Consider the following 26,654-nt stretch of genomic DNA (forward strand, 5'->3'; position numbering starts at 1 on the left):
ATCTGAGTGCCATTAACACTTCTGGTTATTGTGGTGTCGGTTGTTGCCTGGCTCTGGCTGCGCAACCAGCCGGCCAGCCAACGCAAACCGGCCATTCTCAAGCTCGCGTTGATCGCGGGTATCGGGATCGTGGTTCTGCTGGCCGTTACCGGTCGACTGCACTTTGTGTTTGCCGCCTTGGCTTTTCTTTATCCGCTGCTGCGCCGGGTACTGCCGTCGCTGCTGTCCGGGGCCGGTAATGGGGGTGCAGAGGGCAAGTCGGGTAACCAGTCCCGTGTGTCCAGCGAGATCCTCGAGATGAGCCTCGATCACGACTCCGGAACCATGAGTGGAAAGATCCTCAAAGGCCCCATGGCTGGCCGGGAACTGGCGGATCTGAGCGAGAGCGAATTTCTCGAACTGCTACGGTACTGTCGGGCGCAAGATGAGGATTCTGCCCGGCTGCTGGAAACCTATCTGGACCGCCGGTTCGGTGACTCGTGGCGGGCGGACGACGAGGCCAGCAATGACGATGGGGAGTCCCGCGAGCATGCCAGTGCCGGCGGCCCTTTGACCGAGAGCGAAGCCCTGGACATCCTGGGCCTGGCCCCCGGTGCCAGCCGGGAAGAGATCATCCGGGCTCACCGCCGGATGATGCAGAAAGTGCACCCGGACCATGGTGGCAGTAACTATCTGGCTGCCCGGATCAATGAGGCCAAAGAACGTCTGCTAGGCTGATTGAATAAACATACTCCGAACTCCGCTCATTCGACTGAGTCACTTCCACTTAAACCTGTTAAGGAGGATTGGATGAATGTCTCCTTCATCGGCCTCGGCATCATGGGCAGCCGCATGGCCAATAATCTGCTCAAGGAAAACGGGATTTCGCTCACGGTCTTTAACCGCTCTCCAGAGGCAATGACCGCACTGGGAAAAGCTGGCGCAAAGACCGCCGAGTCTGCGCGGGCGGCAGTGGCTGATGCCGATGTTGTGTTCACGATGCTGAGCGCGCCCGAGGTGGTCGAAAAGGTTGCCTTTGGAAGCGACGGGTTTATCGATGCCATGGGTGAGGGAGCACTGTGGGTGAATTGCTCCACCGTGAATCCGTCCTACACCCGCGAATGTGACGAGCGGGTCCGCGGCCGGGGCTTACGATTCCTGGATGCGCCCGTGGCAGGGACGAAAATGCCGGCGGAAACGGGAGAGCTGACTTTTCTGCTCGGCGGTGAATCCGCCGATGTGGAGCAGGTTCGGTCATTGCTCGAGTACATGGGGCAGAAAATTCTTCACGTCGGTCCTGCCGGCCAGGGCAGCGCCTTCAAGATGCTGGTTAACGCCCTGCTGGCCCAGAGCATGCTGGTGTATTCCGAAACCGCGCTACTGGGAGAAAAGTTGGGTTTCAGCCGGGATTTTCTGATGGATACCCTGCCAAACCTGCCGGTGACCGCACCTTTCCTGAAAGGAAAGGCCGGGCTTATCAAAGATGGCGATTATGAAGCCCAGTTTCCGCTGGAGCTAATGCTCAAGGATCTGCACTTGCTGGATATGACCGCATACGAGGAGAAGCAGCCGCTGTTCCTTGCGGGTCTTGCGAAATCCATTTATGGGCAGGCCAACAGCGCCGGTCATGGACGGGATGATTTTGCCGCGGTATTCAAACATCTCGAAAAACCTGGCTAACCTCAACTCCTGTGAATATTGATCAAATTACCTCCGCTTTGCGCCAGCGCCCGTGGTTGAAGGGTTTGCACCGGGTATCCTGTCGTTGCCAACAAAGTTATCCACAGATCCTGTGGGTAATGTCGAGGAGATTTCATGAAGCAACAGCCCAGCGAAGCCCAGAAGCGGGCAACGCTCCTTCGCCTGGAGAAGTTCAGTCGCTTTACGGATAGCAGCATCGGTATTCCGTTTACCCGATTCAAAATAGGGGCAGAGGCTATCATCGGTCTGCTGCCGGGGGTGGGTGATATGGCTGGCCTGGTGTTGTCCGCCTATGTCCTTGTCGAGGCACAGCGCGTGGGCGTAAGCCGGGCGGTGAAGCTGCGAATGTTGCGCAACATGGGCATCGATTTTCTCGGTGGCTTGCTGCCGGTAGTAGGCGATGCCTTTGATGCCATCTACAAGGCCAACACCCGTAACACCCTGTTGCTGAAACGCTATCTGGAGGAACAGCTGGCGGTTGAGCCGCCTCCGCCACCGTTCCCCTGGAAGTTGCTGATGGGGCTGTCTCTGCTGTTTGCCCTGATTACTGGCGGTCTGACGCTGATCTTGTGAAAGCTCACCTGCCGGGTTTACGGTAGACTCCATCATCAACATCCAACTTTCCGGTGGAACCTTAATGAGTGATAACCCGTTAACTGAAGCCCTCAATATGGACGGTGAGGAACGCTATGACTACTTTCTGGACGCAGTAGGCGAGGAGCGTGAGATCTGGATTCTGGTCAATGCTGACAATCACTTTCTGAAGATCGTCTCGGAAGAAGACGGTGTGGCCTATCTGCCAGTCTGGCCAAGCGCGGAATTCGCAACCGAGTATGCCAAAGGCTCAGGCGATCTTTCTCCCAAAGCGATTTCCCTGCCGGACTTCTTCAAGAAGTGGGTGCCGGGATTAACCCGGGACGGGCTCGAAATCGGAGTGTTTCCCGGTGGGCAGGGGGAACTCTGGATCACTGCGCCGGACGAGTTGAAGCGCGACTTAACTGATTTGCCATTCTAGTGTATGCCATCCCTGCCGTTCTTGAGACTTGAACCAATAACAAGAAGGAGAACTGATCAATGAAGGTACTGCGAACCCCTGAGAGCCAGTTTGCGGGGCTGTCCGGTTTTGATTTCGAACCCCATTACCTGCAAGTGGATGACTTCGAGGGCGGAGAGCTGCGCATGCACTATCTGGACGAGGGCCCGCAGAATGGCCAGGTGGTATTGCTGATGCATGGTGAGCCATCCTGGTGTTATCTCTACCGCAAGATGATTCCCATCATTACAGCAGCTGGCTATCGGGCGATCGCGCCTGATCTGATCGGTTTTGGCCGCTCCGATAAACCTGCCGATCGGAACGATTACACTTACGCGCGCCATGTCGATTGGATGCAGTCTTTTCTGGACCAGTTGGATCTCAAGGAGATCAACCTTGTCTGCCAGGATTGGGGTGGCTTGTTGGGATTGCGGCTGGTAGCAGAGAATCCGGATCGTTTCACCTCGGTGGTTGCTGCCAACACTTTTCTGCCTACCGGAGATAATAACCTGGGATCGGCCTTTGAGAAGTGGCGCCAGTTTTCCCAGGAAACACCGGAATTCCATATTGCCGGCGTCATCAAGGGAGGGACCGTCACTCCTTTGTCCGAGGAGGTCATCAAGGCCTACAATGCTCCTTTTCCGGATGAGAGTTACAAGGAGGGAGCCCGTCAATTTCCCATGTTAGTGCCGGCGACCCCGAACGACCCCGCGTCGGAAGCCAATCGAAATGCCTGGGAAGTTCTCCGCCAATGGGACAAACCCTTCCTGACGGCATTCAGTGACTCAGATCCGGTTACGGCCGGTGCAGAAAAGTACCTGCAGAAATTCATTCCCGGCGCGAAGGGGATGGACCACGTAACGATCAAAAATGGCGGCCACTTCCTGCAGGAGGACCAGCCGGAAGCCCTGGCGGAAGTTGTCGTCAGGTTCCTCAAGGCGCAGGTGCCGGCTTGACGATCCACAACCACGATCAACAGGGCATCGGATAATCATCAGGAGCCACCATGAACAACATGCAGATCGACATTGTTTCCGACATAGCCTGCCCCTGGTGTGCCATCGGTTACGCCCGCCTGGAGCGGGCCATGGAACAGTTGGCGCCAGAGTATGATTTCACGGTTCAATGGCACGCATTTGAGCTGAATCCGGACCACAGCGGCCAGGGTGAACCTATCCTGCCGGCATTGGCCCGCAAGTACGGGCGAAGCGAGGATGAAATGCGAGCCGCCCAGAATCAGATGATGACCATTGCGAAGGATCTGGGCCTCAATTTCGAGAAGATGCAGGAGCGATTCACCTGCAATACCTTCGATGCCCACAGACTGGTGAAATGGGCGGGTGAGCAGGGCCGGCAGACGGCCATGAAACAGGCACTGTTTGATGCCTACTTCGGCCGGGCCGAAAACGTCTCGGACCGGGACGTATTACTGAGTTGCGCCGAAAGTGCCGGGCTGGACTCTGCGGAGGCCGCAGAGGTGCTTGATTCGGACCAGTATGCGAAGACTGTGCGCGAAGACGAAGCAACCTACCAGCAGGCAGGCGTTTCGGCGGTGCCTGCCTTCATTATCAACAGAAAATATCTTATATCCGGCGCCCAGGAGCCGGATGCCCTGGTTCAGGCGTTCCGGGAGATTGCGGCAGAATCCGACTGAATGGCGCCTGATTCCGGCTACTCGTTTTAACGGGTAGTTGGAACACGTGATGAGCACGGGACCCAAATGGATCGACGGCGGAGTCTATATATTCGTAATTCTCAGGCACCGACTTGCCTGGGCGGGCAACAATGAAGTGCCTCGGTATAGCTTTCCGCGACCTTACCGGAGACTGCTCTACCCAGAGGTACACGCCTTTGGCGCCGACGAGATATTCGCAAAGCACCACCCGGAAATCCGGCATCAGCATGAGCTCTGTGGGCTCTTGTCCAAAACACAGCAGGTACTTGCTGGTAGTCTTCATACGCCTTCCCTCCATGTGGTCTCAATGCCATATTTACGGGTTGGCGTGGTAAAGAACATCAGGGTTTTTGGTTTTTTTGTTCCGGTTTTTTCGATCAAAACAGAACCGGGATGGAATCACGTGTAGCTCGTTCAGTGTGTGCCATACCGATTACATTCGTAAACCGGCAAAGAAGAGATCCGCGTATGCTCAAAGACCTCACGCTCCACAACCGGGATCAACAGGTCATCCAGGCGATCACCGAGAACAATGCTGATCTGGATGCCGCTGCCCGGGACAAGAAGTTCGCCGCCATGGCCGAGTCCGCGTACCGGTTCTTCCGGGGCACCAGCCATCTGTTCTGGCGGGACATGTACAACGACTGGCGGTTTGCACTTTTTGGCGGTGTGTCGGGAACCCAGACCTGGATACAGGGCGACGCCCACGTGTACAACTTCGGGGCCTTTGCCAACCACGACGGTGAGGTGATCTACGGACTGGATGATTTTGATGATGCCGTGGTATCGGACTATCAGTATGACCTGTGGCGCCTGGCTGTTAGCCTGGTGCTCGACACCCGGGCAAATGGTATCTTCGATGATTCAGCCTGTACCAAGGCCCTGGAAGCACTGGTGAAGGGCTATTTGGGGACCGCGACAGGGTACCAGAAGGATGACCTCACGCGGGAAGTCCACTTCACCGCGGACACCTCTGGCAAGCCGCTGAAGAATTTTTTGCAGAAGGTCGGCAAGAAGAAAGGCCGCAAGCGCATGCTGCGGAAGTGGACTCGCGTCCAGAAAAACGGAAAACGGGTCTTCGACGCCACCCATCCGAAGCTCAAGCGACTTTCGCCTGGTGCGCGGAAACGGTTCATGGAGGCTTTCGAGGCCTATCGCCAGGAACGGGAACAGGAGGGAGCGGATTCCGCCTTCTACCGAATCAAGGATGTGGTGCGCCGTATCAGTGCCGGTACCGGATCGTTGGGTACCCTGCGTTTCTATGTCCTGATCGAGGGTGAGGGCGGGGCCCAGGATGACGACATCATCCTGGATATCAAACAGCAGGGTGGGCCGTCCTTGCTTGATGCCATGTCCGAGGCCGAGCAACAGGCGTACCGGCGGGTCTATCACAACGAGGGCATCCGTCATGAGGCGGCGTTCAAGGCGCTGGCAGAACACCCGGACCGCTACCTCGGCTGGCTGGAATTCGACGGGGTAGTGTTCTCGGTGCGCGAGCGGTCGCCTTTCAAGGACGACTTCCCCACCGATAAACTGGAGAAAAAGAACCACCTGCGCAAGATGGCGGCCATCTGGGGCGAGGTGCTGGCGACGGAGCACAAGCGCGCCAGTCGTGCCCTCAATACAGACCAGCCTTTCCTGTTTGAACAGTCCCTGAATCAACTGACCGAGGGCAGGGAGAGCGAGTTTGTCACTCTGGTGGTGGCCATTGCCACCCACTATGCCGAGTGTGTGGAGCGGGACTTCCAGACGTTTCTGGAAGTTTTCTGATCTGGTCTGTTGTTTCCGGATCACCCGTTCCCGGGCAGCGAGAAACCTGAATACCCTTTAATGCCGGGAAGCTGGGCATTTGACTTGATAGCGGCCACAATCACGCCACGGAACTCACTTGTATGGATCACTAGCCGAGCCGAACATGCCACCACACATGCCCCACGCCCAGCCCTCGGGTGTTCAGGAAGACAAACGCGCACTCTGGTCCTGGGCGCTGTATGACTGGGCCAACAGTGCCTTCTTCACAATCATTCTCACGTTTGTCTTTGCCCAGTACTTCAGCGTTTCTGTGGTGCAGGACGAAGTTGCCGGCACCAATGCCTGGGGCAACATTGTGGGCATCTCCGGTGTGTTTATTGCGATCCTCGCGCCGATGCTGGGGGCCATTGCAGACCAGTCAGGGCGCCGCAAACCCTGGTTGATCAGCTTTACCCTGTTGTGCGTGGTGTCATGTGCCATGCTCTGGACCGTTACTCCGGATCAGGACCAGTTCTGGAACGCTGCGCTATGGGTAGGGTTGGGCACCCTGGGCGCCGAGTTCGCGTTCATTTTCTACAATTCCATGCTGCCGGATATGGCCAGCCAGGAGCGTACAGGCCGTTGGTCCGGCTGGGCCTGGGGGCTGGGTTACGCGGGTGGTGTCACAAGCCTGGTAGTCGCGCTGTACGGCTTTATCGAGACTGACGCAAACCTCTTCAACCTGGACCGGGATCAGGCTGAGCACGTGCGCGCGACCTTCGTGCTCGTGGCTGTCTGGTATCTGGTGTTTGCGCTGCCGGCATTTATCTTCACTCCGGACCGGCCATCTACTGGCCTGAGCCTGACGGCAGCCACCCGTGCCGGGTTCGTACAACTCAAGGAGTCCATCGCCCATGTCCGCCAGTACAAGGACATTGTGCGATTCCTGATTGCCCGCATGCTCTACACCGACGGCCTGGCGACCATTTTTACCTTCGGGGGCGTCTATGCCGCCGGTACCTTCAATATGAGCCCCACCGAAGTGCTGCAATTCGCCATTGCCCTGAACGTGACGGCAGGCCTGGGTGCACTGGGGTTTGCCTGGATTGACGATGCCCTTGGCGGGCGCAACACCATTCTGCTGGCGTTGGTGGGACTGGGTAGCAGTGCTCTGGCCATCCTGCTGGTAGACAGCGCGACGGCCTTCTGGGTTTGGGGCATGATCCTGGGTATTTTTGTCGGGCCTCTGCAATCGGCCAGCCGGTCACATCTGGCCCGGGTGGCTCCACCACACCTGCAGACCCAGATGTTTGGCCTGTTTGCCTTTTCCGGAAAGGCTACGGCTTTCGCAGGCCCCTTGCTGGTCGGCGCGGTGACCGCACTGACCGATAGCCAGCGTTGGGGCATGAGCACCATCCTGGTCTTCCTGTTAGTGGGCTTTGTGCTGATGCTGAAGGTTCCGGCGACCGAGGCCCGGAAAGCTCGCTGATTAAACTTTCCTGGCTTAATGCAAGTCCCGGGAATCACCGCGTTATTCCGCGGGTTGGTTTTTCCTCTTCTGGCTATTCTGGTACCGCCGGTGCAGCTCGCGGATGACCTCCGCCAGTGCCGGGAACGGTCCTTCTGTCGGTAATCCGGGTACAACCTGATTGATTGGCAGGGTTGCCACCGGCGGGGGCGTCAGGTGTAGCTCATCCAGCCAGGCGGACAATTGCTTTGAAGAGCTGGCATAGACAATCCGCCCCAGGCCGACCCAACCATGGGCTGCTGCACACATAGGGCAGTGTTCGCCGGAGGTGTATACCGTCGACGCTGCCCGTTCATCCGGCGTCATATTTGCCGCTGCCCATCGGGCAATCGCGAATTCCGGGTGCCGGGTATCATCTCCGTCGGCGGTCAGGTTATGGCCTTCGTATCTTACCGCTCCTGTTTCATCCACCAGGACCGAGCCGAAGGGGGGATTGCCGGTTTCCAGGGCCTTGGTGGCCAGTTCAACGCAGCGGCCCAGATGCTTCATGTCGGTCTCGTTGATCATGGGAGCCTCCGTCGATATGAGATCAGGGAACTTCCTCAAACAAACGCCCCAGTGCGGCCTGTGGTGTCAGCTTCCCGCATAAACGCAGAGCCTCCCAGAAACTGACCTGGTTCGCTGTCAGCACCGGTTTGCCGGTGGCTTGCTCCAGATCGGTCAGCCAGGCGGCTGAATGGAGGGCGGTGTCGGGAATCAGCAGTGCGTCCGCGTCCTCGCGGGCATTCGCCATGGCGAAGTCGATCACTTCCTCTTTTCCAAGAGTGCCAACCTCGGCGGCGGTCACAATGCCACGGCTGGAAAGATGCACTACGTCGATGTCAAAGTGATTGAGGAGCTGGCGGAATCGCAGCGCTACGTCTTCCGGATAGGTGGCCGCAATGGCAACTTTCTTCGCGTCGATTGCGGTGATGGCCCGGGCAAACGCCATGGCCGTTGTGGATGCCGGAACGCAGAGGGTTTTCTCAAGAGCGTCGATCTGTTGGCGGATGCCGTCCAGTCCAAGTACGAAGCTGGCGCTGGTGGACGTCCACATGACGGATTCAATCCCTGAGCCGGCCAGGGCTTCCGCACCTTTAGACAGCCGCTCGATACTGCCCATTTCACTAAGTGCCTCGATGGTATGGGCGTCTTCAAGAAATTCAGTGTGGATCAGGTGGACCTCGGCTGGTGGGTCGATCATTCCGCCCATCAACGGGTAGTCTTCCTCGGCTGCATGGCCGGGGTAAAGAAAACCGAGTCTTGCGGGAGGTGGTGTCTGGTCCATTGCTGCCATGGCATGCGTGTCGGCGCAGAGCTGAATGTATTTACCAGTTTGCGCGACTGCCTGTGCGGGCGTCAATTCTGTCTTTTCAGGCCTTTGTCCTGGCAGATTGGAACATAATTCAGTCTGCCACGTTGTTCCGGGTTGGTTTCTGATGAATAAAACAAGGAGAAGAACAGATGCCTTCCCTGAAGTGTCCCGGGGTGTTCAGCCCTCGCCTGATTACCGTATTTCTTGCTCTGGCTGTTGCCGGATGCATTGAAACGACGTCTGAAAGCTCACAACCTTCCGCCCAACAAAACCGGGTGTCCCCGGACCAGGCCTGTGCAAATCCGGGCAATGGGGCACCTCCTCAATGTGAGGCTCCACCCGTGTCCTGCGCCGACGATACCCCCAGGGACGGCGGCCGAAGTTACCCGGTAATGCTGACCTCGGCCAGTGGTGAAACCATTGCCTTTCAGGTGCTCGAGCCGATTGGCGGAATTGACTGCAAACAGGGCCACCCGTTGGTACTGCATGGTCATGGTTTCGGTGGGTCACGAAATACCGAAGGGTTTGAAAACTACCGTGAGGCCGGTTTTGCAGTCATCTCGATCGATCAGCGGGGCTTCGGTGAAAGCACCGGCACTGTTCGCGTGATGGATCCCGAGTTCGAGGGGCGCGATCTGATCCAGATTCTCGATTGGGCTGAGGAAAATCTCGATTATCTGCAATACCGTCAGGAGCCTGACCTTCCTCGGGAATTGAGCCCAAACCTTGTGGCCGGCGCGATCGGCGGTAGTTATGGCGGTGGCTTCCAGCTCCTGCTGCACGGACAGGATCCGCGCCAGAGGCTTGATGCTCTTGTTCCGGATATTACCTGGCACGATCTGCGTTACAGCCTGAATCCCGGCAATGTCATCAAAACCGGCTGGGATCTGGCACTTGTTGCCGGCGGCGAAACTGGCTCAACCGGGAATGGTAACGGAGGCCTGGATCCGATCATTCGTGAGATCCTGGCGCAGGGCGCCACACTGAACCGTTTCCCGGAAGCGGGTCTGGACTTCTTCTACTACCATAGCCCCGCATATCGCTGTACGGGAGAACCGGTGTCGGTATCCGAGACCCCGGACTTGCTGAACTATCAGATCAACCCACCAGCATTTGACGTCGAACCAACACCGTACCCGAAAGTGGATGTATTGCTGACCCAGGGTATGAAAGACACGCTGTTCAATTTCAATGAAGCCTGGCGTAACTTTGAGTGCCTGAAAGCGCTGGGCGGGGATGTGCGCCTGCTGACCCACCAGTCCGGTCACATCCTGCCCGTGGAGGCGCCCGACGAGTTGCAGCCAGCTGACTATGTGGATCCGACGGCAGGTTTGCTGGAAATTCCGGGCTTCCAGGGCGCAGCTGGTCAGTTTGCCTGTGGCGATATCTCGATTTCGGACGCTACCCTGAACTGGCTGGAGCACCATCTTCAGGGTAAACCGTTGGCAGGTTACTTTGAGGGAACCGACTCTAAAGTCTGTCTTTCACTGGCTGACGGCGAGTCTGTCATGGTGCCCATGGACGACTTCCCCGCTCCAGACCTTGAGGGAGGAGTGCTCCGGGGTGCGACGGTAGTCGAGCGGAGCGTGGCAACCGAGCTGCCCGTGGCCTCCGGTTACGAAGCCGTCGCAACCGCTACTCAGCCGCCTGCGGCACTGGTTCTTGGCCAAGCAGGAGAGAGTGGAGCGACACTTGGCGGGATTCCCACTGCTACACTCACGGTGTCTGATCTGGCAGGTCGTTCAACCTGTGAGGTAGAACTCGATCCCTACGCTGCCGTTTGTGATCCGATGGTGTTTGTTGGTCTTGGCAAGCGTGCTGGTGGCGAGAGTCGCTGGCAACTGATCGACGATCAGATCAAACCGGTGCGGGGGCTCAAGGACCGGGAAGTCATCGAGCTGGTCGGGGTGGCTGAGGCTCTGGCGCCCGGAGATGAGCTCGCCTTGTTGATCTATGGTTTCCACCCCCAGTACCCAGCGAGCTGGTCGCGGGATGCGCTCGTGCCCTTCGTCAATGTTGAGGGGACGGTGCAGTTGCCGGTGTTGCAGGGAGCGCTGTAAGGCACGATGTGCAGGGGGCCAAGGCGGGACTGGCTTGGCCCGAAGGCACGGAGTCTTTATGATCGCGGACTATCCTCAAAAACCTGGGAGTCCGCCCATGAAGTTCCCGATGGTCACTGTCGCACTGGTTTCTCTTGCGCTGATTTTTGTCCTCTGGGACCAGACCCGGGAAAAGCCCGAGCCGGTAGATGCCAGCCGCTTCTCAAATCTGGCGTCCGATCCGGTTCAGCGGAGCGTGGTCGTAGACTGGCTGGTCACCCAGGTTCCTGCTTTCTGTGAGCAGGCCACCGGCCAGCCTGCGGGCACAGATCTGCATTCAGGTTGCGTGAAGGAGGGCAAGGCACGTAGCTCTTCCTGTCGGCGGGCGATGAACGACCGGTTCCCGAGTATTGTGGCGTCTGATTCCGTCTTTCGGGATCTGTCAATCACCATGATGAATTGCCTGGTGCCGCAGTCTGGCCTGGTCAAATGATGTTTTAAATTGGAAAGATGGAGCTTTGTGGTGTTGAATTAGCTTACCGGGTTTCATAGGGATTTATGGGCCGGTTCTATCCATGTACACGGACTGTAACTGAGAAAATGACCTTGTACAGCCTTTGCCGTGTCTCTGTCTTTCCACTACTTATCGGGCTACTTTACTATTCGGGCGCCTATGTGGGAGTACATTTTGCTGCTCTCGAGAGTGGAATCGTTGTTCTCTGGCCTCCGAATGCAGTCTTGTTGGCTGCTTTACTCAGCCGTCCACCGCGTTACTGGTGGCCTTTGTTGGTGGCTGTCCTGTGCGCGGAAGTTCTTGCAGACGTTCCGGTATTCACCGTTACCCAGGCGCTGCTGTTCGGCGCTATTAACATCACAGAGTGTCTGTTGGCGGCTAGCCTGATTCGTTATTTTCTGAATAGGGAAATGGACTGGTATGAGCCCAAGGACCTCAGTGTTTTTCTGTTTACTGTGTTTTTCATCGCCTCTCCGGTCGCTGCCCTGGGGGGAGCGTCGGTCTATTATTTCCTGTTAACCAACGATACCTCCTTCCTCACGTTCTGGCGTCTTTGGTGGATCGGCGATGCAACTGGATTGATTATCCTGACCCCGTTTCTTCACATGCTGTTCAGCGCCAGGTTTCGGCGACAATCAGCAAACGGGAGATGGCCCCAGCGACTTGAACTGGCGGTGGCGTGGATCGTCAGCCTGATGGCATGTTTTCTGGTTTTCGCCGGGAACCTGCATTCGGAGGATTATCTGGCTTTAACTCCTATTGTGGTCGTTGTAGCGCCAGTATGGGTGGCCATTCGCTTCGGCCCCCTGGCAGGTTCGTGCCTGGCGACTGCGGTAGCCTTGTATGTTGCCTTCACCACGGCTGCGGGGGCGGGGCCGTTTATCCGTGAGTCTGAGTCGCACAGCGCATTGCTCACTCAGGAGTTTACGGTACTTTTTACCGTAATGGTGCTGTACATCGCAGCGTTTGTGCATCAGAACCGTCGGAAATCGAACGAACTTCGCGAGGCTCTCTCTGAGGTTAGGCAACTGAACCAGGCCTTGGAAGAGAGGGTGCGTCTCCGGACCGAGGAGCTGTATGAGGCCAACCAGCGTCTGCAATCACTGGCGCTGACCGATGAGCTGACCGGCATTGCGAATCGTCGAAAGATGAAACTTCTTGGCGAGGATGAAGTAAAACGAAGCGAACGTAGTCAGCGGGCCTTTTCTGTCATATTGCTGGATATAGATTATTTCAAAGGCGTAAACGACCAATACGGACATGCTGTTGGCGACCGTTGCCTGCAAGAGTTTGTGCGGGCCATCGCGTCATCCCTCCGATCGGTGGATCGCTTTGGTCGTTGGGGAGGAGAGGAGTTCATGGTCATCGTGCCCGATTCGGACCATGTAGACCTGGCACACCTGTGTGAAAAGCTCCTTGGATGTGTGCGTGGTGTGGCGGTGCCGATTGATGATCACCACATTACACTGACCGCGTCCGTAGGTGTCGCAGAGTGGGATGGTGCCAGCTTCGATAAACTGGTTTCAGAGGCGGATGATGCGCTATACACGGCTAAGGCGCAGGGCCGGGACAGGGCAGAGTTGAAACGTCGTGGTCTCCTCCCTACCGGTGGTGGAACTCTGGTTTGAGGGGCGCAAGCCCGAGACTAAGGGGTAACAGAGGTTCCCGCCCGGCGTTCAAGAATTGCCAGGGCATCCTCGAGCCTGCCGATACCACTGATACCACCGCTTTCGACGAAATTGCCCGCTGCCGCCATTTTGGGCCCCATGGAGCCGGCAGGCAGGTCCAGCTCGCGGGCCTCGGTGAGAGTGAGTTCATTGATAGGCGCGGCAGTGTCTTTGCCAAAGTCCCGGTAGATGGCATCCACGTCAGTGAGCAGCAGTAAGGCATCTGCCCCCAGTTGTCGGGCCAACAGCGCGCTGGCGGCATCCTTGTCGATGACGGCCTCCACGCCAACCATGCTGCCGTCATCACGGCGAAGAATCGGAATGCCGCCGCCTCCGGCACAGATGACGACGACGTCCTGGTCCAGCAGGAGTTTGAGCACCCGAATGTCTGGTATCTCCAGGGGGGCGGGCGAGGGCACGACCCGCCGCCATTTGTCGCCATCCCGTGCAATCTGCCAGCCTGCGGCGTCGGCTTTGGCCTCTGCTTCCTTCCTGTCGTAAACCGGCCCGACGAATTTCGTGGGCTTTTTGAAGGCGGGATCATCCTTGTCCACCAGTACCTGGGTGAGCAGGGTCGCCACTGGCCGGTCATGGCTCAGGACATTTTCCAGCTCCTGCTCGATGATATACCCGATCATGCCTTCGGTCTCGGCGCCCAGTACGTCCAGCGGGTAGGCTTCGTCCGGCTTGTAGGCGGCCCCCTGCAGAGCCAGCAGACCCACCTGCGGCCCGTTGCCGTGGGTGATGACCAGTTGATGACCGGCCTGGATGATGCCGGCCAGCGCCTCTGCAGCGATCTTCACATTGGCTCGCTGGGCTTCGGCGGTCAGGGGTTCACCGCGCCGCAAAAGGGCGTTGCCGCCCAGGGCTGCTACTACAAGCATGTCAGGTTCCTCCCATCAGCTGCCCAGAGTGGCGACCAGCACTGCCTTGATGGTGTGCATCCGGTTTTCCGCCTGGTCGAATACGATGGATGCCGGGCTCTCAAAGACGTCGTCGGTGACCTCCATGGCCTCAATGCCGAACTCTGCCTGAATTTCCTTGCCGACGGCGGTTTCGGTATTGTGGAACGCCGGCAGGCAGTGCATGAATCTCGCCCGGGGGTTGCCGGTTTTCTCCATCAGGGAAGCATTCACCTGAAAGGGCTGCAACAGTTTGATCCGCTCGGCCCACTTTTCCTTGGGTTCGCCCATGGACACCCACACGTCGGTGTAGACAAAATCCACGCCCTTTACGGCGGCATCAATGTCTTCCGTGATCAGGATTCTGGCGCCCGTGGCACTGGCAATTGACTGGGCCTCGTTCTGAACCTCTTCTCCGGGCCAGCAGGCTTTGGGGGCACACAAGCGCACATCCATACCCATCTTGGCGCCACCAATGAGCAGGCTGTCGCCCATGTTATTGGCGGCGTCCCCGATGAACACAAAGGCCACGTCCCGCAGGGGTTTCTCCACGTTTTCCTGCATGGTCAGGAAATCCGCCAGGATCTGCGTGGGGTGGAATTCATTGGTCAGGCCATTGTAGACCGGTACACCGGCATACTGCGCCAGTTCCTCGACAACCGCCTGGCCGAATCCCCGGTATTCGATGGCGTCATACACGCGGCCCAGCACCCGGGCGGTGTCCTTGACGGATTCCTTATGGCCGATATGAGTGCCAGTCGGCCCCAGATAGGTGACTCGGGCGCCCTGATCGAAGGCTGCAACCTCAAACCCCACCCGGGTTCGGGTGGAGTTCTTTTCGAAAATCAGTGCGATGTCCTTGCCCTTTAGCTGTGGCACTTCGGTGCCAGCGTATTTGGCGGTTTTCAGATCGGCGGAAAGCTTGAGCAAGAAATTGATTTCCCGGGGCGTAAAATCCCGCAGGGTCAGGAAATGCCGGTTCTTGAGATTAAAAGCCATGACTCTGCTCCTTCCTCGTCAGACTGCGTCCCGTATTGTCGGGCAGCTCATACACCGCCCGCCGCCCCGGCCCCGGCCAAGCTCAGCGCCGGGTATTGGAAGCACCTCGATGCCAGCGGCTTCCAGGGCGGCGTTGGTATCGTCATTGCGGTCGTAGCCAATAACCACGCCAGGGCTCAGGGCCAGCACGTTATTGCCATCGTTCCACTGTTCCCGTTCCCGCTCCGCGGGCGTATCGCCACCGGTGGCGATCACCTCCAGGGAAGGGTAGCCAAGTACATCGGCAACAACGTCAAACAGCGGCCGGGGATCCTGTTCAAACGACAGATGCTTGTCGCCCTTGCCCGGGCGCAGGTCGTAACACACCACTTCATCGGCGACTTCCTTGAAGCTGGTCACCACGTTGCCGCCACAGAAGGTGAATACGGTATCGAGGTGCATGGCGGAGCGGGTTTTTGGAATCTGGCAGGCGATCACGCGCTCCGCGGTTCCGCTATCAAAGAGGGCCTTGGCCAACTGGCCGATGGCCTGGGGTGAAGAGCGTTCCCCCATACCAACCAAGACTGCGCCATTGCCCACCGGCATGACATCTCCCCCTTCCAGGGTAGCCAGGGCATGGTCCTTGAGGGGATCACCCCAATGAACGTTAACCTTGCCTGCGAATGCCGGGTGATAACGGTAGATTGCGCTCATCAACAAGGTTTCCGGTTTGCGTGCGGGCCAGTACATGGGGTTCAGGGTGACACCGCCATAAATCCAGGCGCTGTTGTCCCGGGTGAACAAAAAGTTCGGCAGCGGTGGAAGTACGAAGCCGTGAGGCCCCAGGTGGTTGCCAAACAGCCCGGACGGGTCGAAGGGCAGATCTCCCACTTCCAGCCCGCCAATCAGGAACTCCGCCAGGGTCTGGCCCGGAAGTTCATCCATCCAGGCGCGGAGGTCCGATACCATGCCCACGCCGATATGATTCCAGGTAATCCGGTGGTCCAGAATCCAGGCCCGTGCCTCGGGAATATCAAGGGTTTCTGCCAGCAGTTCGTTAACGTCCAGGACGTCCACGCCCCGGGCACGCATCAGCCCGGCGAATACGTCGTGGTCTTTCTGGGCCTGCTTGACCCAGAACACATCGTCAAACAGCAGTGCATCGCAGTTGGAGGGTGTCAGCCTTCGATGGGCAAGTCCCGGGCGGCAGACGATAACCTGCCGGAGGGTGCCGGTTTCGGAGTGAACGCCAAGTGTGTGCTCAACCATGTCGCAGTCTCCTTTGCCGTAGGTCAGAGAAACGCACCGATACTGATTACCGCACTGATGAACACCGTGAGGATCAGCAACAGGGGCCAGATAAATGCCAGCCAGCGGTCATAGGAGACGCGACCAATGGCCAGGCCACCAACCACCACGGCGAAGGTCGGATTGATCAGGTTCACCAGCCCGTTGGCTGACTGGAAGGCGGTCACCACCAGATCTCTGCCCACATTGGCGAAGTCCGCCAGCGGCGCCAGGATGGGCATGGACAGCACCGCAAGGCCGGAGGAGGACGGCACGAAGAAACTCATGCCCACTTCCAGCCAGAACATCACGTTGATGAAGGCCAGTTCCGGCAGGCCACCCAGCGTGGTTTCTGCACTATGGAGAATGGTATCGGCGATCATGCCCTGTTCCATGATCACCACAATGCCCCGTGCCAGGCCGACGACCAGTGCCACGCCCAGCAGGTCGCGGGCGCCGTCGACAAAACTGCCGGTCAGCTTTTTCTCGCCCAACCGGGCGATCAGGCCAATCACGATGGCCGACCCCAGGAAGAGCGCACCCATTCTGGCCATCCACCAGCCCTGGGAGGAGACACCCCAGATCATTACAGCGAACGTCAGTGCGAAAATAACCAGGGCGATTTTCTGGGTACCCGTCAGGGTGAAATCTTCAATCTCTTCATGACCACGAAGAAATATCTTGCGGTGAGCGTCTAGCTGTTTGGCAACCACGGAGCGGGATGGATCCGCCTTGACCCGCTGGGCATAACGCATAACGTAGGCGGCACAAATGACCAGGCCACCCACAAGCAGCACAAACCGCAGTACGATGCCGTCAGTAAAGGGAATCTCAGCGGCATTGGAGGCAATAACGGTGGCAAACGGGTTGATAGTTGACCCTAACACTCCGATACCGGCACCTATGAGGATGATGGCAACCCCAGTGACCGCGTCATACCCCGCCGAGATGATCACCGGAATGAGAATGGCATAGAACGCCAGGGTCTCCTCGGCCATGCCGTAGGTTGTACCTCCGATCGCAAAGAGCGTCATCAGGATCGGGATCATCCAGATCTCCCGACCCTCCAATCTGTGCATGGCACTGCGGATGCCTGTGTCGATGGCGCCGGTGGCATTCATGACACCCAGAAACCCGCCGAGGAAGAGAATGAAGAGGGCAACATCAATAGCGTTGGCCGTGTAACTGTCCGGATCGTAAAAGCCGGCCACCGGCGCCAGCATCACATCCACAAAACCCTGTGGGTTGGGATCTACCGTTTCATAGGTGCCGGGCACGGCAACTTCACGCCCGACCTCTTCGTTCATGACCCGTTCATACTGGCCCGCGGGGATAATCCAGGTGAGCGCTGCAACCAGAATAATCAGTAAAAACAGAATGGTATAGGCGGTGGGAAATCGAGTGGCCAGATCTTCTTCCGGATTCGATGCGGGTTGCTTCTCGTCAGTCATGTTGCCTCCCCTGGCTTCGTGATAAGACTGTCAACCACACCCAGTATAGACGCCAACGTGACTTGCACAGTCGCAATCAGGCTTTAACTTTACCGCGCAGAGCCTTGATCTTCCCCTTCTGGGTTTTTCGGTCCACCCTGCGCCGCTGTGAGCCCTTGGTCGGGCGGGTTGGCCGGCGGGCCTTCTGCTGTTTTACCGCGCCCTGGATCAGCTCCTTCAGGCGCTCGAGAGCATCTTCCTTGTTCTGCTCCAGGTTACGGAAGGATTGCGCCTTGATCACCACGATGCCGTCTTTGCTGATGCGCTGGTCGGATAACGCCATGAGCCGCTCCTTGTAAAAGGGCGGCAGGGTGGAGTGCAGGATATCGAACCGCAGGTGAACCGCCGTGGCCACCTTGTTCACGTTCTGGCCACCGGCACCCTGGGCGCGGATCTGGGTGATCTGGATTTCCCAGTCTGCGAGTTCGACGGCGTTGGAGATTTTCAGCATGGTGTGGTGATGAAGCCTGTTGATGGTTTGAGTGTTTTAGATTTCTGCGCACCAGCGAGCCGAGCTAGCGCCGGAACAGCCTCGGGTTACGCTCGATAAAACCGTCAATCCAGCGCTCAAGAAAGGATTTTGCATCCGGCCTTTTCAGGTAACGCCAGCCCAGAAAAGAGATCACGAGCGCGCCTATCCCATCGACGATCAGGTCCCACATGGTATCGGTAAGCCCGGAGGGATCATCCAGCATCGGTTTCTGCATGTTCATACCGAAGAGAGAGTCCATGGCAAACTCGAAGATCTCCCACATGGCACCGACACCCAAGGCAAACAGGAAGGCGAAAAATGCTACAAAGCCGGGCTTCATGTGGACATGAATCTTTTCGGTTTCGTTCATGATGTGCACCAGCAAAAAGCCAATGATGCCCAACAGAAACCCGGACATGGTGTGAAGCGCCATATCCCACCACCAGAACCGGGTGTAGTAATCCCGAATCTCGCCCAAAAACAGCGAAGCAAATACAAAGGCGATGGCCGCCAACTGCAACTCCGGCGGAATGTGAATCCGGAAGCGTCGCTCGAACAGCACCGGGAAAAAGGTGATCAGGATGATCATCCCGGTCAGGAATGCCGTGAACCAGCGTTGGCCCCAGACTGCAAAAATCGCTTCAGCCAGCAGGACCAGTTGCAGGGCAACAGTGATTCTCTGATGGGTAATTCTGATTCGCATCTGCAGAAGGCTCCCGTGCTCGGTGGAGTTACCCTAACACAACAGCTTACAGAAATGACTTCGGGCCAGGTTGTTGCTCTCAGCGGTCGCTATACTTGAAGCAAGCATGCCTGGTATCAACTTATAAGATCTGAGGTGGCAAGTTCGTGAGTGATGGACGGGCCGTAAATTTCATTCGCCTGCGCCTTGATAGCATCTCCCAGTTGTTCAATTCCCTCGATCCCTCGCCCTTCGTCGGTCGGGACCTGGATGCCAATGCGGAGTCGTTCATCATGGAGTGGGCCGAGGAGCACCCGGCCCACGGGGACTTCCGGTTGGAGATTCTGCTGAACCATTGTGAAGACCTGGCAGCCGCCCGGGACCGGGTACTGCGGGCGGTCCGGACTTATTTCTCGGAACGAGAGCAGTTTGCCCGCCGGGAATTCCGAAGGCTGATGCATGAAGGACGGCTGAGCCTTGTGATTGGTTTGGCGTTCCTGTCCGTGTGTCTCGGGGTGAGTCGCGTGATTGAAAATCAGGTCCCGGACAGTGGCCTGATGATGCTGATCAGCGAAAGCCTCTGGATCGGCGGGTGGGTAGCCATGTGGCGTCCGATGGAGATTTTTCTCTATGACTGGTGGCCCCTGCTTCGTCGTATTCGGCTGTTGCGGAGGTTGGCGGTGATGGAGGTTGAGCTTCAGCTGAGTGGAAGCCCGTGATAGCGATGAATGGCTGAGCCATCGTGGAGCCGATCAGCCAGGATTCCCGGACGCTGATATCGGCAACATCACAGACACTCGCAACCCCCGGCCTTCCGGGCCGGTGTCCAGCTGGATCTCTCCACCCATGCCCCGGATCAGGGTCCGGGCGATGGCCAGTCCCAGGCCGGCTCCGCCGGTGTCGCGGCTGCGGGACTGTTCCAGGCGGTAGAAGGGCTGGAACACGCGGTCCCGTTCCGCCTCCGGGATGCCCGGGCCCTGATCGGTGATGGTGATGATGGCCTCTTTTTCAGGGGCTTCCAGTTTCACGTCGGCTCTTTGCCCATACTTGACGGCGTTCTCGATCAGGTTGCGCAGGGCGCGCTTGACCGCCTCCGGCTGGCCCTGAAGAACGCACCGTGGGCTGTCTTCATAGTCCACCGCCAGTCCCATTTCCCGGAGATCCTCACAGAGGCTTTCCAGCAGGGTAGCCAGGTCATATCGGCGGTGTTTCTCGGTGGTGCTTCCGCGAATGAAGTCCAGAGTGGCTTCCGCCAGATGCTGCATTTCTTGCAGGGAATCGAGCAGCCGGTCCCGGTCCTCACCCTCAGGTAGCATTTCCACCCGCAGCCGCATGGAGGTAATAGGGGTTCGCAGATCGTGGGCCAGGGCAGCCAGCAGACGTTCCCTGTCTTCCTGCGCCCGGCCGACCTGGAGCTGCATCTGGTTGAACGCCCGCGTCACTTCTCGAATATCCTCGGGGCCGCGCTCCGGAATCCGGATTTTCTCACCACGTCCGAAGGCATGGGCGGCCCGGCTCAGTTCGTTCACCGGTTGCAGAATGCGTCGGATTGCCAGCAGAACCGTGAGGATCAGAAGCACTGCAGTAATGCCCACGCTGGTGAGGGTCGCTTTCAGCCAGAGCCAGGAAGGTGCTGGCGGCTGGGCTCGGGCGTTGAACCACTGGCCTGATGACAAGGCCAGGGAAACCCCCAGGATGGGTGGGCACTCGTGCCGGTCCTCCCGGTGCTCGCGGCGATCCTCATCGTCGTGATGCTCGTCGTCATCGTCGTGTTTCTCGCGGTCTTCGTGGTCATCGCCATCCGGTTCCCGGCCCGGCAAGCACTCTGCTTCATCCGCTGCCATGGCTGACCGTATCTGTTCACCGGTCAGGCCCAGTTCCGTAGCCAGTTGCCGGGTCATGACTGAAGCTTCGTCGGCGGGCAGGTGAGGTGCGGGATCAATGGAAAGGTGCAGGGAAGAGCTGGAAAGCGCCCGTAGTATGCGCTCCTGACGCCCCGGGTCTGTGGTGTCGAGCAGGGTGTAGGCGTCGGCTATCCGCTCCAGAACATGCTCAAGGCTGGCACTGCGCAGGGCGCCCTGGCGCTCTCCTGCCAGAATCGCGATGGTAATGATCTGTGCGGCCACCAGCACCAGAATCAGTAACAGGGCGAGCTGTCCGCCGGCACGGCGGGGCCAGAATCTCACTCTCCGCCCCCCTCCACGCTGGCAATCCATTGGTAGCCACCGCCCCAGATGGTCTTGATCAGCCTGGGGTTGCGGGCATCCGGATCGATCTTACGGCGCAGTCGGCTGACATGGTTATCGATACTGCGGTCGAAGGCATCCGCTTCACGGCCCAGGGTCAGGTCCATCAGCTGATCCCGTGACAGCACACGACCGGCATGCTCAAGGAACGCCAGCAGCAACTTGTACTCGGCGGTACTGAGGGACACTTCCACTCCTTCCGGATCGACCAGCTGATGGCGGTTGACATCCAGGGTCCAGCCCTCGAATGACAGGCGTTGCCCGGCCATGGGGCTGCGTTGGGGTGGTAACGCTGTGGTGCGGCGCAGAACAGCCTTGATGCGGGCCAGAAGCTCCCGGGGGTTGAAGGGTTTGGTCAGGTAGTCATCGGCGCCCATTTCCAGGCCGACGATGCGGTCGGTCTCCTCGCTCATGGCGGTCAGAAGAATGACGGGCAACTCGGTGTGTTCCCTGAGGTAGCGGCAGAGGGTGAGGCCATCCTCTCCCGGCATCATGATGTCCAACACGACCAGATCCACAGAGTGGGCTCTCAGCTGCCGCTTCATGGCATCCCCACCGTCTGCCAGCAGCACTCGAAGGCCGTGCTCCTGCAAATAGCGGCCGACCAGATCGCGAATGTCCCGATGGTCGTCGACTACCAGAATGGTGGGAGAAGTGCTCACTCGTTACTCCGTCTGCTTGGCTGTTGCCCCGATTATAGGGGACCTGCCGCGGCACTTGGGCACGATGTTGTCAAAAAACATCCCGATTCCGGCACTTGCGACAATTTGCGACAAAGTCGCCGTCTGACCGAGACAATTCTGCGACGTTTCCTTGGTGCAATGATTCCCGACCAGCAATGACATTTCGTCATGGGTTTCATCAAGCAAGGAGTTCTACCATGAAAAAGACCACCACGATTGCCGCTTTATCCGTCGCCGCTTTGCTCAGTGCCGCACCGCTTCTGGTATCCGCAGACGATGACTACTGGGACGACGACCGCTATGAGCATCGCCGCGACGGTAAGCCCATGAACGCAGATCTCAAGCAGTACAGCACTGAGGAGATGCGCATCATGGCTTATGGCCAGGCGCTTCGCCGGTTTGGTCCGGGAGTGGACGTCTCCGTGGAGGAGACCAAAGACGGTACCTATCTGGTGCAGTTGCGGGATGCCGAACAGAACCTGATCCGGGAGCAGGAGTTTAACCAATATGGCGCACCGGCTCGTGATGCACGCCGGAACTGAGAGTCGATAGTCAGTGCGAGGGCCCCGGGGAGGGCTCTTGCCACCCTGCTGAAGGAGATTGATGATGACGTTGATGGATGCTGAAAACCGTTATGGAGCCGTTTCCCGTGCCGTGCACTGGATTATGGCGGTGTTGCTGTTGCTCATGCTTGCCAGCGAGGTCTGGTTCGAGGCCCTGGAACATAGTCTTTCGGAAGCCTCCTTGATGGCCTGGCACCAGAGCCTGGGCCTGGCATTGTTCGGGCTTGTGCTGTTTCGTGGGCTGTGGCGATGGCTGAACCGTTCGCGCCTCACTCCGCCTGCCCACTGGGCGACCATGGCCAGGTTAGGGCATGTCGCGCTGTACGCACTGATGATTCTGATGCCGTTGTCCGGACTTGCGACGTCGCTGGGGGAAGGGGACCCTGTCACCTTCTTTGGCTGGACGCTGTCTGGCTCGGGCCCGGAGGTGGAATGGCTGGAAGAAAGCGGGGAGGACGTCCATGAGGTTCTCGCCAACGTGCTCTGGCTGATGATTGGCATTCACGTGGCAGCAGCACTGGCGCACCAGCACCTGCTGGGTGACCGTATTCTGAAGCGCATGGCCTGAGTGTCCGGTATCTGTTTCCTTGACTATGCTTTGATCAGCGGTGCCGAGTGCCCGGATGGCAGCGGCACCCCCTGAACGAATGCATGGAGCTTGCTGTGACAGAGCGAAAAGATGTCACCGTTTTCTACGACGAACGGGTGCTTAATCACGCCCCCGATGTGAATGCGGCCTTTCTTCCCGGGCGCCTGGACAAGCGCGTCCGGGCGATCCTGGCGGGCCTGAACGTCCAGTGGAAATACCCTGAACACCCTGGGCGCATTCATGCCATCCTGGATTTGCTCAGGCGTGAGCCGGTGGAAGGTGTTCGGTTTGCAGCGGGTAAAGTCGCCACGAGGGAGCAGCTGGCCCGTGTTCACACCACGTCCTATCTCGATGATGTATTTTCCCTTCGTAACAAGAATGCCTGGCTGGATGTGGATACCACCGCTGTATCTCCCGGTAGTATCGAAGCTGCCGAGGTGGCGGCGGGAACAGCTATTGCAGCGGTTGAGGCCGTGGTTTCAGGCAGTACGCGAAGCGCCTTTGCGCTCGTCAGGCCCCCTGGCCACCATGCAGAACCGGTGCGCGCCAGAGGTTTCTGCCTGTTGAACAACGTAGCCGTTGCGGCCGCCCACGCACTGGCCGAGCTTGGCTGCGAGCGGGTGCTGATCGTCGATTGGGATGCCCACCACGGCAATGGTACCCAGGATATTTTCTGGGCTGACCCGCATGTCATGCTGTTCGATATCCACCGCGCATCACCTTTTTATCCGGGCAGTGGCAATTTGCAGGAGGTAGGGGCGGGGCTGGGCGAGGGTGCGACGGTGAACGTTCCCATGCCGGGCGGTGCCGGTGATGTGGCTTACCTCCGGGCCTTCAACGAGATTCTTGTGCCGGCCGCAGAGTACTTCAAGCCGGATCTCATTCTGGTGTCCGCGGGATTCGACGTTCACTGGTACGATCTTGCGATGAATGTGTCCTTCGAGGGCCTGGCCGCCATGACTGATGTTGTTCAGTCATTGGCAGACCGGCTGTGTGACGGCCGGTTGGCCTTTGTTCTTGAAGGGGGGTACAACACGGAGTCACTGGCCCATGGCGTGCGCTCTGTTCTGGAGGTTCTGGCCGGCGGGGCAGTCCCGGAACCCAAAGAATGTGGCATGGATGCGGTGGAGGAAGCCATCGCGTTTCACCTCAGTGCATTTACAGAGGATCCCGCTGGCGATTGAGTCGTTTCTGGTTCCGGCGGCATCAAATGCGCGTGGACCCGGGATAATATGCTGCAATTCATCCCCCGTGCTTTTTTGCTAGTATCGCGGGCAAATCTGAATGCATTTCTCGAATCTCCGGAGATCAAAGCCCGTGAAATATCCGCTCCTAGTTGCTGTTGCCGCTACCACGCTTTTGTCTGGCTGCCAGACCTCCACCTACATGTCTTCCGCCGCGACGGATGGTGACGGTGTCACCTGCAACGAAATCTACCAGGCCTTCGATGCCTACAGTCGGGACCGGCAATCCGCCAGTGCCTGGGCGCAACTGAGTAGCCTGATCAGCCCGACGGCCAGCAATTACGCTGAGATGGGTGTGAATACCGCATCGAAGTACTACGATCAGATCAGGGCCAGCGCAAACCTGGCGCTCTCAATGCGTGGCTGCCAGCCAATCAGTCAGTGAGTCTAGCGAGCCTTTGAGGCGAAATTGGCAAGGAAGGAGACATGAGCGAGAAACTTGCCAGCTACAAGAAGAAAAGGGATTTCCGTAAAACCGGCGAGCCATCCGGCCAGGATGGTTCCGCCCATACAGGACCACTGTTTGTTATCCAGAAGCACGACGCCAGTACCCTCCACTATGACTTTCGCCTTAACGTTGGCGGTGTGCTCAAGTCCTGGGCGGTGCCCAAAGGACTCTCTACCGCCGCCGGTGAGAAGCGTCTGGCCGTTCGGACCGAGGACCATCCGCTGGAATATGCAGACTTTGAAGGTGTAATCCCCGAGCGGCATTACGGCGCCGGTACGGTGATGGTCTGGGACAGGGGCGAGTTCGCTTCCCTTGAGGAGGACGGTGACGATCCTGGCGCCCTGGAAAAGCACCTTGAGGCGGGCAAGCTCACGATAAGTCTGGCTGGAGAAAAGCTGCAAGGCGGCTATTCCCTGGTAAGAATGGAGACTGGGCAATCCGGAGGGTGTCAGAGATGAGGGCTTTTTCCTGAAACACGCTCCAGAGCATTTCCCGTCCCACGTGGAGCGCATTGAAGTTCCCATGCGCAGCAAGGGCCAGAAAACCATGCTGGTGCAGCAGCTGGCTGAGGAACTCCTGGCCCGCTGCCCGGACATTGCAACCATGGAGCATCGCAAGGAGAAGCGGGGGAGCAAGGTATTTATCGACTACCTGCGCAATGATTACGGTATGACAGCCATCGCCCCATACTCCTTGCGAGCTGTCGAGAGAGCGCCGGTCGCCACGCCGATCTCATGGTCAGAGCTGAAGGACAAAAAGACCGGACCGCAAAGCTGGGGGCTGGCCAACATATTCCGTCGGCTCGGGGCAAAGAAAGACCCGTGGCAGAATTTTAAACGGCATCGGGTGAGTTTGCCGCATGCCTGAGTGCAGTTGATTTTTGCCGGGAGGACGAAGAATGGACTACACGGATGAAGTAAAACGGCTCTGGCGCCACCACGACCTTGGCAGCGGCGATGCCCGGTATCCGGCCATCATTCGCTATGCCACCATGGCGGCCTCCAGCCATAACACCCAGCCCTGGCAGTTCCGGAGAGAGTCGGGCCGGGTCTGGATCCTCCCGGACCTGTCACGGCGATGTCCGGCAGTGGACCCGGATGACCACCACCTTTATGCAAGCCTTGGCTGTGCCCTCGAGAACCTGCTTCAGGCAGGGCGGGCAGCTGGCCTGGAAGGGTATCCCGAATATGACCCGTCGACGACTGGAGTGAAGGTTGACTTTGAGGAAGCGGCCCCTGTCCGGACGGATTTGTTCGAGGCGATTCCGGAGCGGCAATGCAGTCGGGTCGAGTTCGATGGCGAACCGCTGACAGAAAAGGAAACCGAGCTTCTGACGCAAGCAGGCACTGGTGACGGTGTCTCGGTTCTTCTCATCGACAACGACGAGCAGAAAGAGCAGATCGCCCGCTATGTGGCCGAGGGAAACCGGGCCCAGTTTGCGGACGATGCCTGGGCGGATGAGTTGAAATCCTGGATTCGTTTCAGCGCGCTAGAGGCAGCACGCAACCGAGATGGTCTGTACGGCCCGGTGATGGGCAGCCCCTCGGTGCCTCGATGGCTGGGATTGCTGGCAATGAAGTTCGGGTTCTCGGCAAAGGCCCAGAACCGTAAGGACTTCCGGAATATCCGGAGTTCCTCTGCGATTGCCGTGCTCTACTCCGAGCATGATGACAGGCGCCACTGGATTGAAGCGGGACGCTGCTACGAACGTTTGGCCCTTCAGGCTGCAGCCCTGGGTCTGCGCAGTGCGTTCATCAATCAACCGGTGGAGGTTCCTGCAATCAGGCCGGAGTTTGCGCGCTTTCTCGGCATTGGTGAACGGCGGCCGGATCTGGTGGTGAGGATCGGCCACGGTCCGGAAACCCCGCGATCACTGCGTCGGCCGGTAGAGCAGGTGCTGGCCTGACAG

General features: G+C 58.4%; 30 protein-coding genes. 19 read left to right on the top strand and 11 right to left on the bottom strand.

The genetic code is table 11. The features are described from left to right. The first annotated feature begins 6 nt into the window (after positions 1–6). The 6 genes from DET50_RS08415 to DET50_RS08440 all read left to right on the top strand — a co-directional run bounded on the left by DET50_RS08415 (position 7) and on the right by DET50_RS08440 (position 4,367). Positions 7–717, top strand: coding sequence for a J domain-containing protein (locus DET50_RS08415; RefSeq protein WP_113862422.1), 711 nt, complete (start codon positions 7–9; stop codon positions 715–717). After that, on the top strand, positions 718–1,659 hold the full coding sequence (locus DET50_RS08420) for an NAD(P)-dependent oxidoreductase (protein WP_258546083.1): 942 nt from the start codon (positions 718–720) through the stop codon (positions 1,657–1,659). 135 nt (positions 1,660–1,794) lie between these two features. Continuing rightward, on the top strand, positions 1,795–2,253 hold the full coding sequence (locus DET50_RS08425; RefSeq protein WP_113862424.1) for a DUF4112 domain-containing protein: 459 nt from the start codon (positions 1,795–1,797) through the stop codon (positions 2,251–2,253). A 64-nt stretch (positions 2,254–2,317) separates the two neighbouring features. After that, entirely contained in the window at positions 2,318–2,695 is a 378-nt protein-coding gene (locus DET50_RS08430) for a DUF2750 domain-containing protein (protein ID WP_113862425.1), read from the top strand. Positions 2,696–2,754: 59 nt separating this feature from the next. Then, entirely contained in the window at positions 2,755–3,669 is a 915-nt protein-coding gene (locus DET50_RS08435; RefSeq protein WP_113862426.1) for a haloalkane dehalogenase, read from the top strand. Between the two features lie 50 nt (positions 3,670–3,719). After that, on the top strand, positions 3,720–4,367 hold the full coding sequence (locus DET50_RS08440; RefSeq protein WP_113862427.1) for a DsbA family oxidoreductase: 648 nt from the start codon (positions 3,720–3,722) through the stop codon (positions 4,365–4,367). Here the strand turns inward: DET50_RS08440 and DET50_RS19825 are convergent. Further along, positions 4,297–4,686 (bottom strand): DUF7352 domain-containing protein, encoded by a 390-nt coding sequence (locus DET50_RS19825; protein ID WP_473741715.1) that lies wholly within the window; start codon positions 4,684–4,686, stop codon positions 4,297–4,299. The two genes, DET50_RS08440 and DET50_RS19825, sit on opposite strands and share 71 nt — an antisense overlap. 170 nt (positions 4,687–4,856) lie before the next feature. On the opposite strand from DET50_RS19825, the gene DET50_RS08445 reads away from it, so the two are divergent. Both DET50_RS08445 and DET50_RS08450 read left to right on the top strand, forming a co-directional pair. Continuing rightward, a complete protein-coding gene (locus DET50_RS08445) occupies positions 4,857–6,158 on the top strand; it encodes a DUF2252 domain-containing protein (protein WP_113862428.1) in 1,302 nt (433 codons plus the stop codon). 145 nt (positions 6,159–6,303) lie between these two features. Then, entirely contained in the window at positions 6,304–7,608 is a 1,305-nt protein-coding gene (locus DET50_RS08450; protein ID WP_258546084.1) for an MFS transporter, read from the top strand. 42 nt (positions 7,609–7,650) lie between these two features. Here the strand turns inward: DET50_RS08450 and DET50_RS08455 are convergent, their stop codons facing one another. Both DET50_RS08455 and DET50_RS08460 read right to left on the bottom strand, forming a co-directional pair. Further along, positions 7,651–8,154 carry a nucleoside deaminase gene (locus DET50_RS08455; RefSeq protein ID WP_181799953.1) on the bottom strand — a complete coding sequence of 168 codons (504 nt, stop codon included), beginning with the start codon at positions 8,152–8,154 and terminating at the stop codon, positions 7,651–7,653. Between the two features lie 22 nt (positions 8,155–8,176). Then, positions 8,177–8,923, bottom strand: coding sequence for a maleate cis-trans isomerase family protein (locus DET50_RS08460; protein ID WP_258546085.1), 747 nt, complete (start codon positions 8,921–8,923; stop codon positions 8,177–8,179). 359 nt (positions 8,924–9,282) lie between these two features. On the opposite strand from DET50_RS08460, the gene DET50_RS08465 reads away from it, so the two are divergent. From DET50_RS08465 to DET50_RS08475, 3 genes are all read left to right on the top strand, one after another. Next, entirely contained in the window at positions 9,283–11,001 is a 1,719-nt protein-coding gene (locus DET50_RS08465; protein WP_181799954.1) for an alpha/beta fold hydrolase, read from the top strand. Positions 11,002–11,098: 97 nt separating this feature from the next. Next, on the top strand, positions 11,099–11,473 hold the full coding sequence (locus tag DET50_RS08470; protein WP_113862431.1) for a hypothetical protein: 375 nt from the start codon (positions 11,099–11,101) through the stop codon (positions 11,471–11,473). A 107-nt stretch (positions 11,474–11,580) separates the two neighbouring features. Further along, positions 11,581–13,122 carry a sensor domain-containing diguanylate cyclase gene (locus DET50_RS08475; RefSeq protein ID WP_181799955.1) on the top strand — a complete coding sequence of 514 codons (1,542 nt, stop codon included), beginning with the start codon at positions 11,581–11,583 and terminating at the stop codon, positions 13,120–13,122. 17 nt (positions 13,123–13,139) lie between these two features. Here DET50_RS08475 and arcC read toward each other — a convergent pair whose 3' ends face one another. The 6 genes from arcC to DET50_RS08505 all read right to left on the bottom strand — a co-directional run bounded on the left by arcC (position 13,140) and on the right by DET50_RS08505 (position 18,993). Next, a complete protein-coding gene (arcC, locus tag DET50_RS08480; protein WP_113862433.1) occupies positions 13,140–14,045 on the bottom strand; it encodes a carbamate kinase in 906 nt (301 codons plus the stop codon). A gap of 15 nt (positions 14,046–14,060) precedes the next feature. Further along, the gene (locus DET50_RS08485) at positions 14,061–15,062 is read right to left on the bottom strand and encodes an ornithine carbamoyltransferase (RefSeq protein ID WP_113862434.1); all 1,002 of its coding nucleotides are present in this window, start codon (positions 15,060–15,062) and stop codon (positions 14,061–14,063) included. Between the two features lie 18 nt (positions 15,063–15,080). After that, on the bottom strand, positions 15,081–16,310 hold the full coding sequence (locus tag DET50_RS08490) for an arginine deiminase (protein ID WP_113862435.1): 1,230 nt from the start codon (positions 16,308–16,310) through the stop codon (positions 15,081–15,083). Positions 16,311–16,333: 23 nt separating this feature from the next. Next, positions 16,334–17,779 (bottom strand): YfcC family protein, encoded by a 1,446-nt coding sequence (locus DET50_RS08495; protein WP_113862436.1) that lies wholly within the window; start codon positions 17,777–17,779, stop codon positions 16,334–16,336. A 76-nt stretch (positions 17,780–17,855) separates the two neighbouring features. Then, positions 17,856–18,269 carry an alternative ribosome rescue aminoacyl-tRNA hydrolase ArfB gene (arfB, locus tag DET50_RS08500; RefSeq protein ID WP_113862437.1) on the bottom strand — a complete coding sequence of 138 codons (414 nt, stop codon included), beginning with the start codon at positions 18,267–18,269 and terminating at the stop codon, positions 17,856–17,858. A gap of 64 nt (positions 18,270–18,333) precedes the next feature. Continuing rightward, positions 18,334–18,993 (bottom strand): DUF2238 domain-containing protein, encoded by a 660-nt coding sequence (locus DET50_RS08505; protein ID WP_113862438.1) that lies wholly within the window; start codon positions 18,991–18,993, stop codon positions 18,334–18,336. 146 nt (positions 18,994–19,139) lie between these two features. Here DET50_RS08505 and DET50_RS08510 point away from each other — a divergent pair, with 146 nt between their 5' ends. After that, positions 19,140–19,691 carry a hypothetical protein gene (locus DET50_RS08510; RefSeq protein ID WP_113862439.1) on the top strand — a complete coding sequence of 184 codons (552 nt, stop codon included), beginning with the start codon at positions 19,140–19,142 and terminating at the stop codon, positions 19,689–19,691. Positions 19,692–19,724: 33 nt separating this feature from the next. Here DET50_RS08510 and DET50_RS08515 read toward each other — a convergent pair whose 3' ends face one another. Beyond that, positions 19,725–21,158, bottom strand: coding sequence for a sensor histidine kinase (locus DET50_RS08515; protein WP_113862440.1), 1,434 nt, complete (start codon positions 21,156–21,158; stop codon positions 19,725–19,727). Then, positions 21,155–21,880, bottom strand: a complete 726-nt coding sequence (locus DET50_RS08520) for a response regulator (RefSeq protein ID WP_113862441.1) — start codon at positions 21,878–21,880, stop codon at positions 21,155–21,157. The genes DET50_RS08515 and DET50_RS08520 overlap by 4 nt, the downstream gene beginning before the upstream one ends. 218 nt (positions 21,881–22,098) lie before the next feature. On the opposite strand from DET50_RS08520, the gene DET50_RS08525 reads away from it, so the two are divergent. From DET50_RS08525 to DET50_RS08555, 7 genes are all read left to right on the top strand, one after another. Next, a complete protein-coding gene (locus tag DET50_RS08525) occupies positions 22,099–22,443 on the top strand; it encodes a hypothetical protein (protein ID WP_113862442.1) in 345 nt (114 codons plus the stop codon). Positions 22,444–22,507: 64 nt separating this feature from the next. Next, positions 22,508–23,032 carry a cytochrome b gene (locus DET50_RS08530; RefSeq protein ID WP_113862443.1) on the top strand — a complete coding sequence of 175 codons (525 nt, stop codon included), beginning with the start codon at positions 22,508–22,510 and terminating at the stop codon, positions 23,030–23,032. 83 nt (positions 23,033–23,115) lie between these two features. Next, complete coding sequence (locus DET50_RS08535; RefSeq protein ID WP_113862444.1) at positions 23,116–24,237, top strand: histone deacetylase family protein; 1,122 nt, start codon at positions 23,116–23,118, stop codon at positions 24,235–24,237. A gap of 133 nt (positions 24,238–24,370) precedes the next feature. Further along, the gene (locus DET50_RS08540; protein WP_258546086.1) at positions 24,371–24,682 is read left to right on the top strand and encodes a hypothetical protein; all 312 of its coding nucleotides are present in this window, start codon (positions 24,371–24,373) and stop codon (positions 24,680–24,682) included. Between the two features lie 41 nt (positions 24,683–24,723). Continuing rightward, a complete protein-coding gene (locus tag DET50_RS08545; RefSeq protein WP_113862445.1) occupies positions 24,724–25,203 on the top strand; it encodes a DNA polymerase ligase N-terminal domain-containing protein in 480 nt (159 codons plus the stop codon). A gap of 64 nt (positions 25,204–25,267) precedes the next feature. After that, positions 25,268–25,612: a non-homologous end-joining DNA ligase LigD gene (gene ligD / locus DET50_RS08550; protein ID WP_113862446.1), complete on the top strand. Its 345-nt coding sequence runs from the start codon at positions 25,268–25,270 to the stop codon at positions 25,610–25,612. Positions 25,613–25,643: 31 nt separating this feature from the next. After that, positions 25,644–26,651, top strand: a complete 1,008-nt coding sequence (locus tag DET50_RS08555) for an Acg family FMN-binding oxidoreductase (protein WP_113862447.1) — start codon at positions 25,644–25,646, stop codon at positions 26,649–26,651. Positions 26,652–26,654 lie beyond the last annotated feature (3 nt).

Origin of the sequence: Marinobacter pelagius (assembly GCF_003315345.1) — a bacterium.
GTDB classification, from domain to species: Bacteria; Pseudomonadota; Gammaproteobacteria; order Pseudomonadales; family Oleiphilaceae; genus Marinobacter; species Marinobacter pelagius_A.

Bases quoted from the DNA above. Each gene is read 5' to 3' on its own strand.
- DET50_RS08525 (WP_113862442.1), top strand. From the start codon at position 22,099: ATGAAAAAGACCACCACGATTGCCGCTTTATCCGTCGCCGCTTTGCTC.
- DET50_RS08455 (WP_181799953.1), bottom strand. From the start codon at position 8,154: ATGATCAACGAGACCGACATGAAGCATCTGGGCCGCTGCGTTGAACTG.
- DET50_RS08490 (WP_113862435.1), bottom strand. From the start codon at position 16,310: ATGGTTGAGCACACACTTGGCGTTCACTCCGAAACCGGCACCCTCCGG.
- arfB (WP_113862437.1), bottom strand. From the start codon at position 18,269: ATGCTGAAAATCTCCAACGCCGTCGAACTCGCAGACTGGGAAATCCAG.
- arcC (WP_113862433.1), bottom strand. From the start codon at position 14,045: ATGCTTGTAGTAGCAGCCCTGGGCGGCAACGCCCTTTTGCGGCGCGGT.
- DET50_RS08430 (WP_113862425.1), top strand. From the start codon at position 2,318: ATGAGTGATAACCCGTTAACTGAAGCCCTCAATATGGACGGTGAGGAA.
- DET50_RS08425 (WP_113862424.1), top strand. From the start codon at position 1,795: ATGAAGCAACAGCCCAGCGAAGCCCAGAAGCGGGCAACGCTCCTTCGC.
- DET50_RS08555 (WP_113862447.1), top strand. From the start codon at position 25,644: ATGGACTACACGGATGAAGTAAAACGGCTCTGGCGCCACCACGACCTT.
- DET50_RS08445 (WP_113862428.1), top strand. From the start codon at position 4,857: ATGCTCAAAGACCTCACGCTCCACAACCGGGATCAACAGGTCATCCAG.
- DET50_RS08475 (WP_181799955.1), top strand. From the start codon at position 11,581: ATGACCTTGTACAGCCTTTGCCGTGTCTCTGTCTTTCCACTACTTATC.
- DET50_RS08435 (WP_113862426.1), top strand. From the start codon at position 2,755: ATGAAGGTACTGCGAACCCCTGAGAGCCAGTTTGCGGGGCTGTCCGGT.
- DET50_RS08495 (WP_113862436.1), bottom strand. From the start codon at position 17,779: ATGACTGACGAGAAGCAACCCGCATCGAATCCGGAAGAAGATCTGGCC.
- DET50_RS08530 (WP_113862443.1), top strand. From the start codon at position 22,508: ATGACGTTGATGGATGCTGAAAACCGTTATGGAGCCGTTTCCCGTGCC.
- DET50_RS19825 (WP_473741715.1), bottom strand. From the start codon at position 4,686: ATGGAGGGAAGGCGTATGAAGACTACCAGCAAGTACCTGCTGTGTTTT.
- DET50_RS08450 (WP_258546084.1), top strand. From the start codon at position 6,304: ATGCCACCACACATGCCCCACGCCCAGCCCTCGGGTGTTCAGGAAGAC.
- DET50_RS08460 (WP_258546085.1), bottom strand. From the start codon at position 8,923: ATGGCAGCAATGGACCAGACACCACCTCCCGCAAGACTCGGTTTTCTT.
- DET50_RS08485 (WP_113862434.1), bottom strand. From the start codon at position 15,062: ATGGCTTTTAATCTCAAGAACCGGCATTTCCTGACCCTGCGGGATTTT.
- DET50_RS08545 (WP_113862445.1), top strand. From the start codon at position 24,724: ATGAGCGAGAAACTTGCCAGCTACAAGAAGAAAAGGGATTTCCGTAAA.
- DET50_RS08535 (WP_113862444.1), top strand. From the start codon at position 23,116: ATGGAGCTTGCTGTGACAGAGCGAAAAGATGTCACCGTTTTCTACGAC.
- DET50_RS08440 (WP_113862427.1), top strand. From the start codon at position 3,720: ATGAACAACATGCAGATCGACATTGTTTCCGACATAGCCTGCCCCTGG.
- DET50_RS08470 (WP_113862431.1), top strand. From the start codon at position 11,099: ATGAAGTTCCCGATGGTCACTGTCGCACTGGTTTCTCTTGCGCTGATT.
- ligD (WP_113862446.1), top strand. From the start codon at position 25,268: ATGCGCAGCAAGGGCCAGAAAACCATGCTGGTGCAGCAGCTGGCTGAG.
- DET50_RS08505 (WP_113862438.1), bottom strand. From the start codon at position 18,993: ATGCGAATCAGAATTACCCATCAGAGAATCACTGTTGCCCTGCAACTG.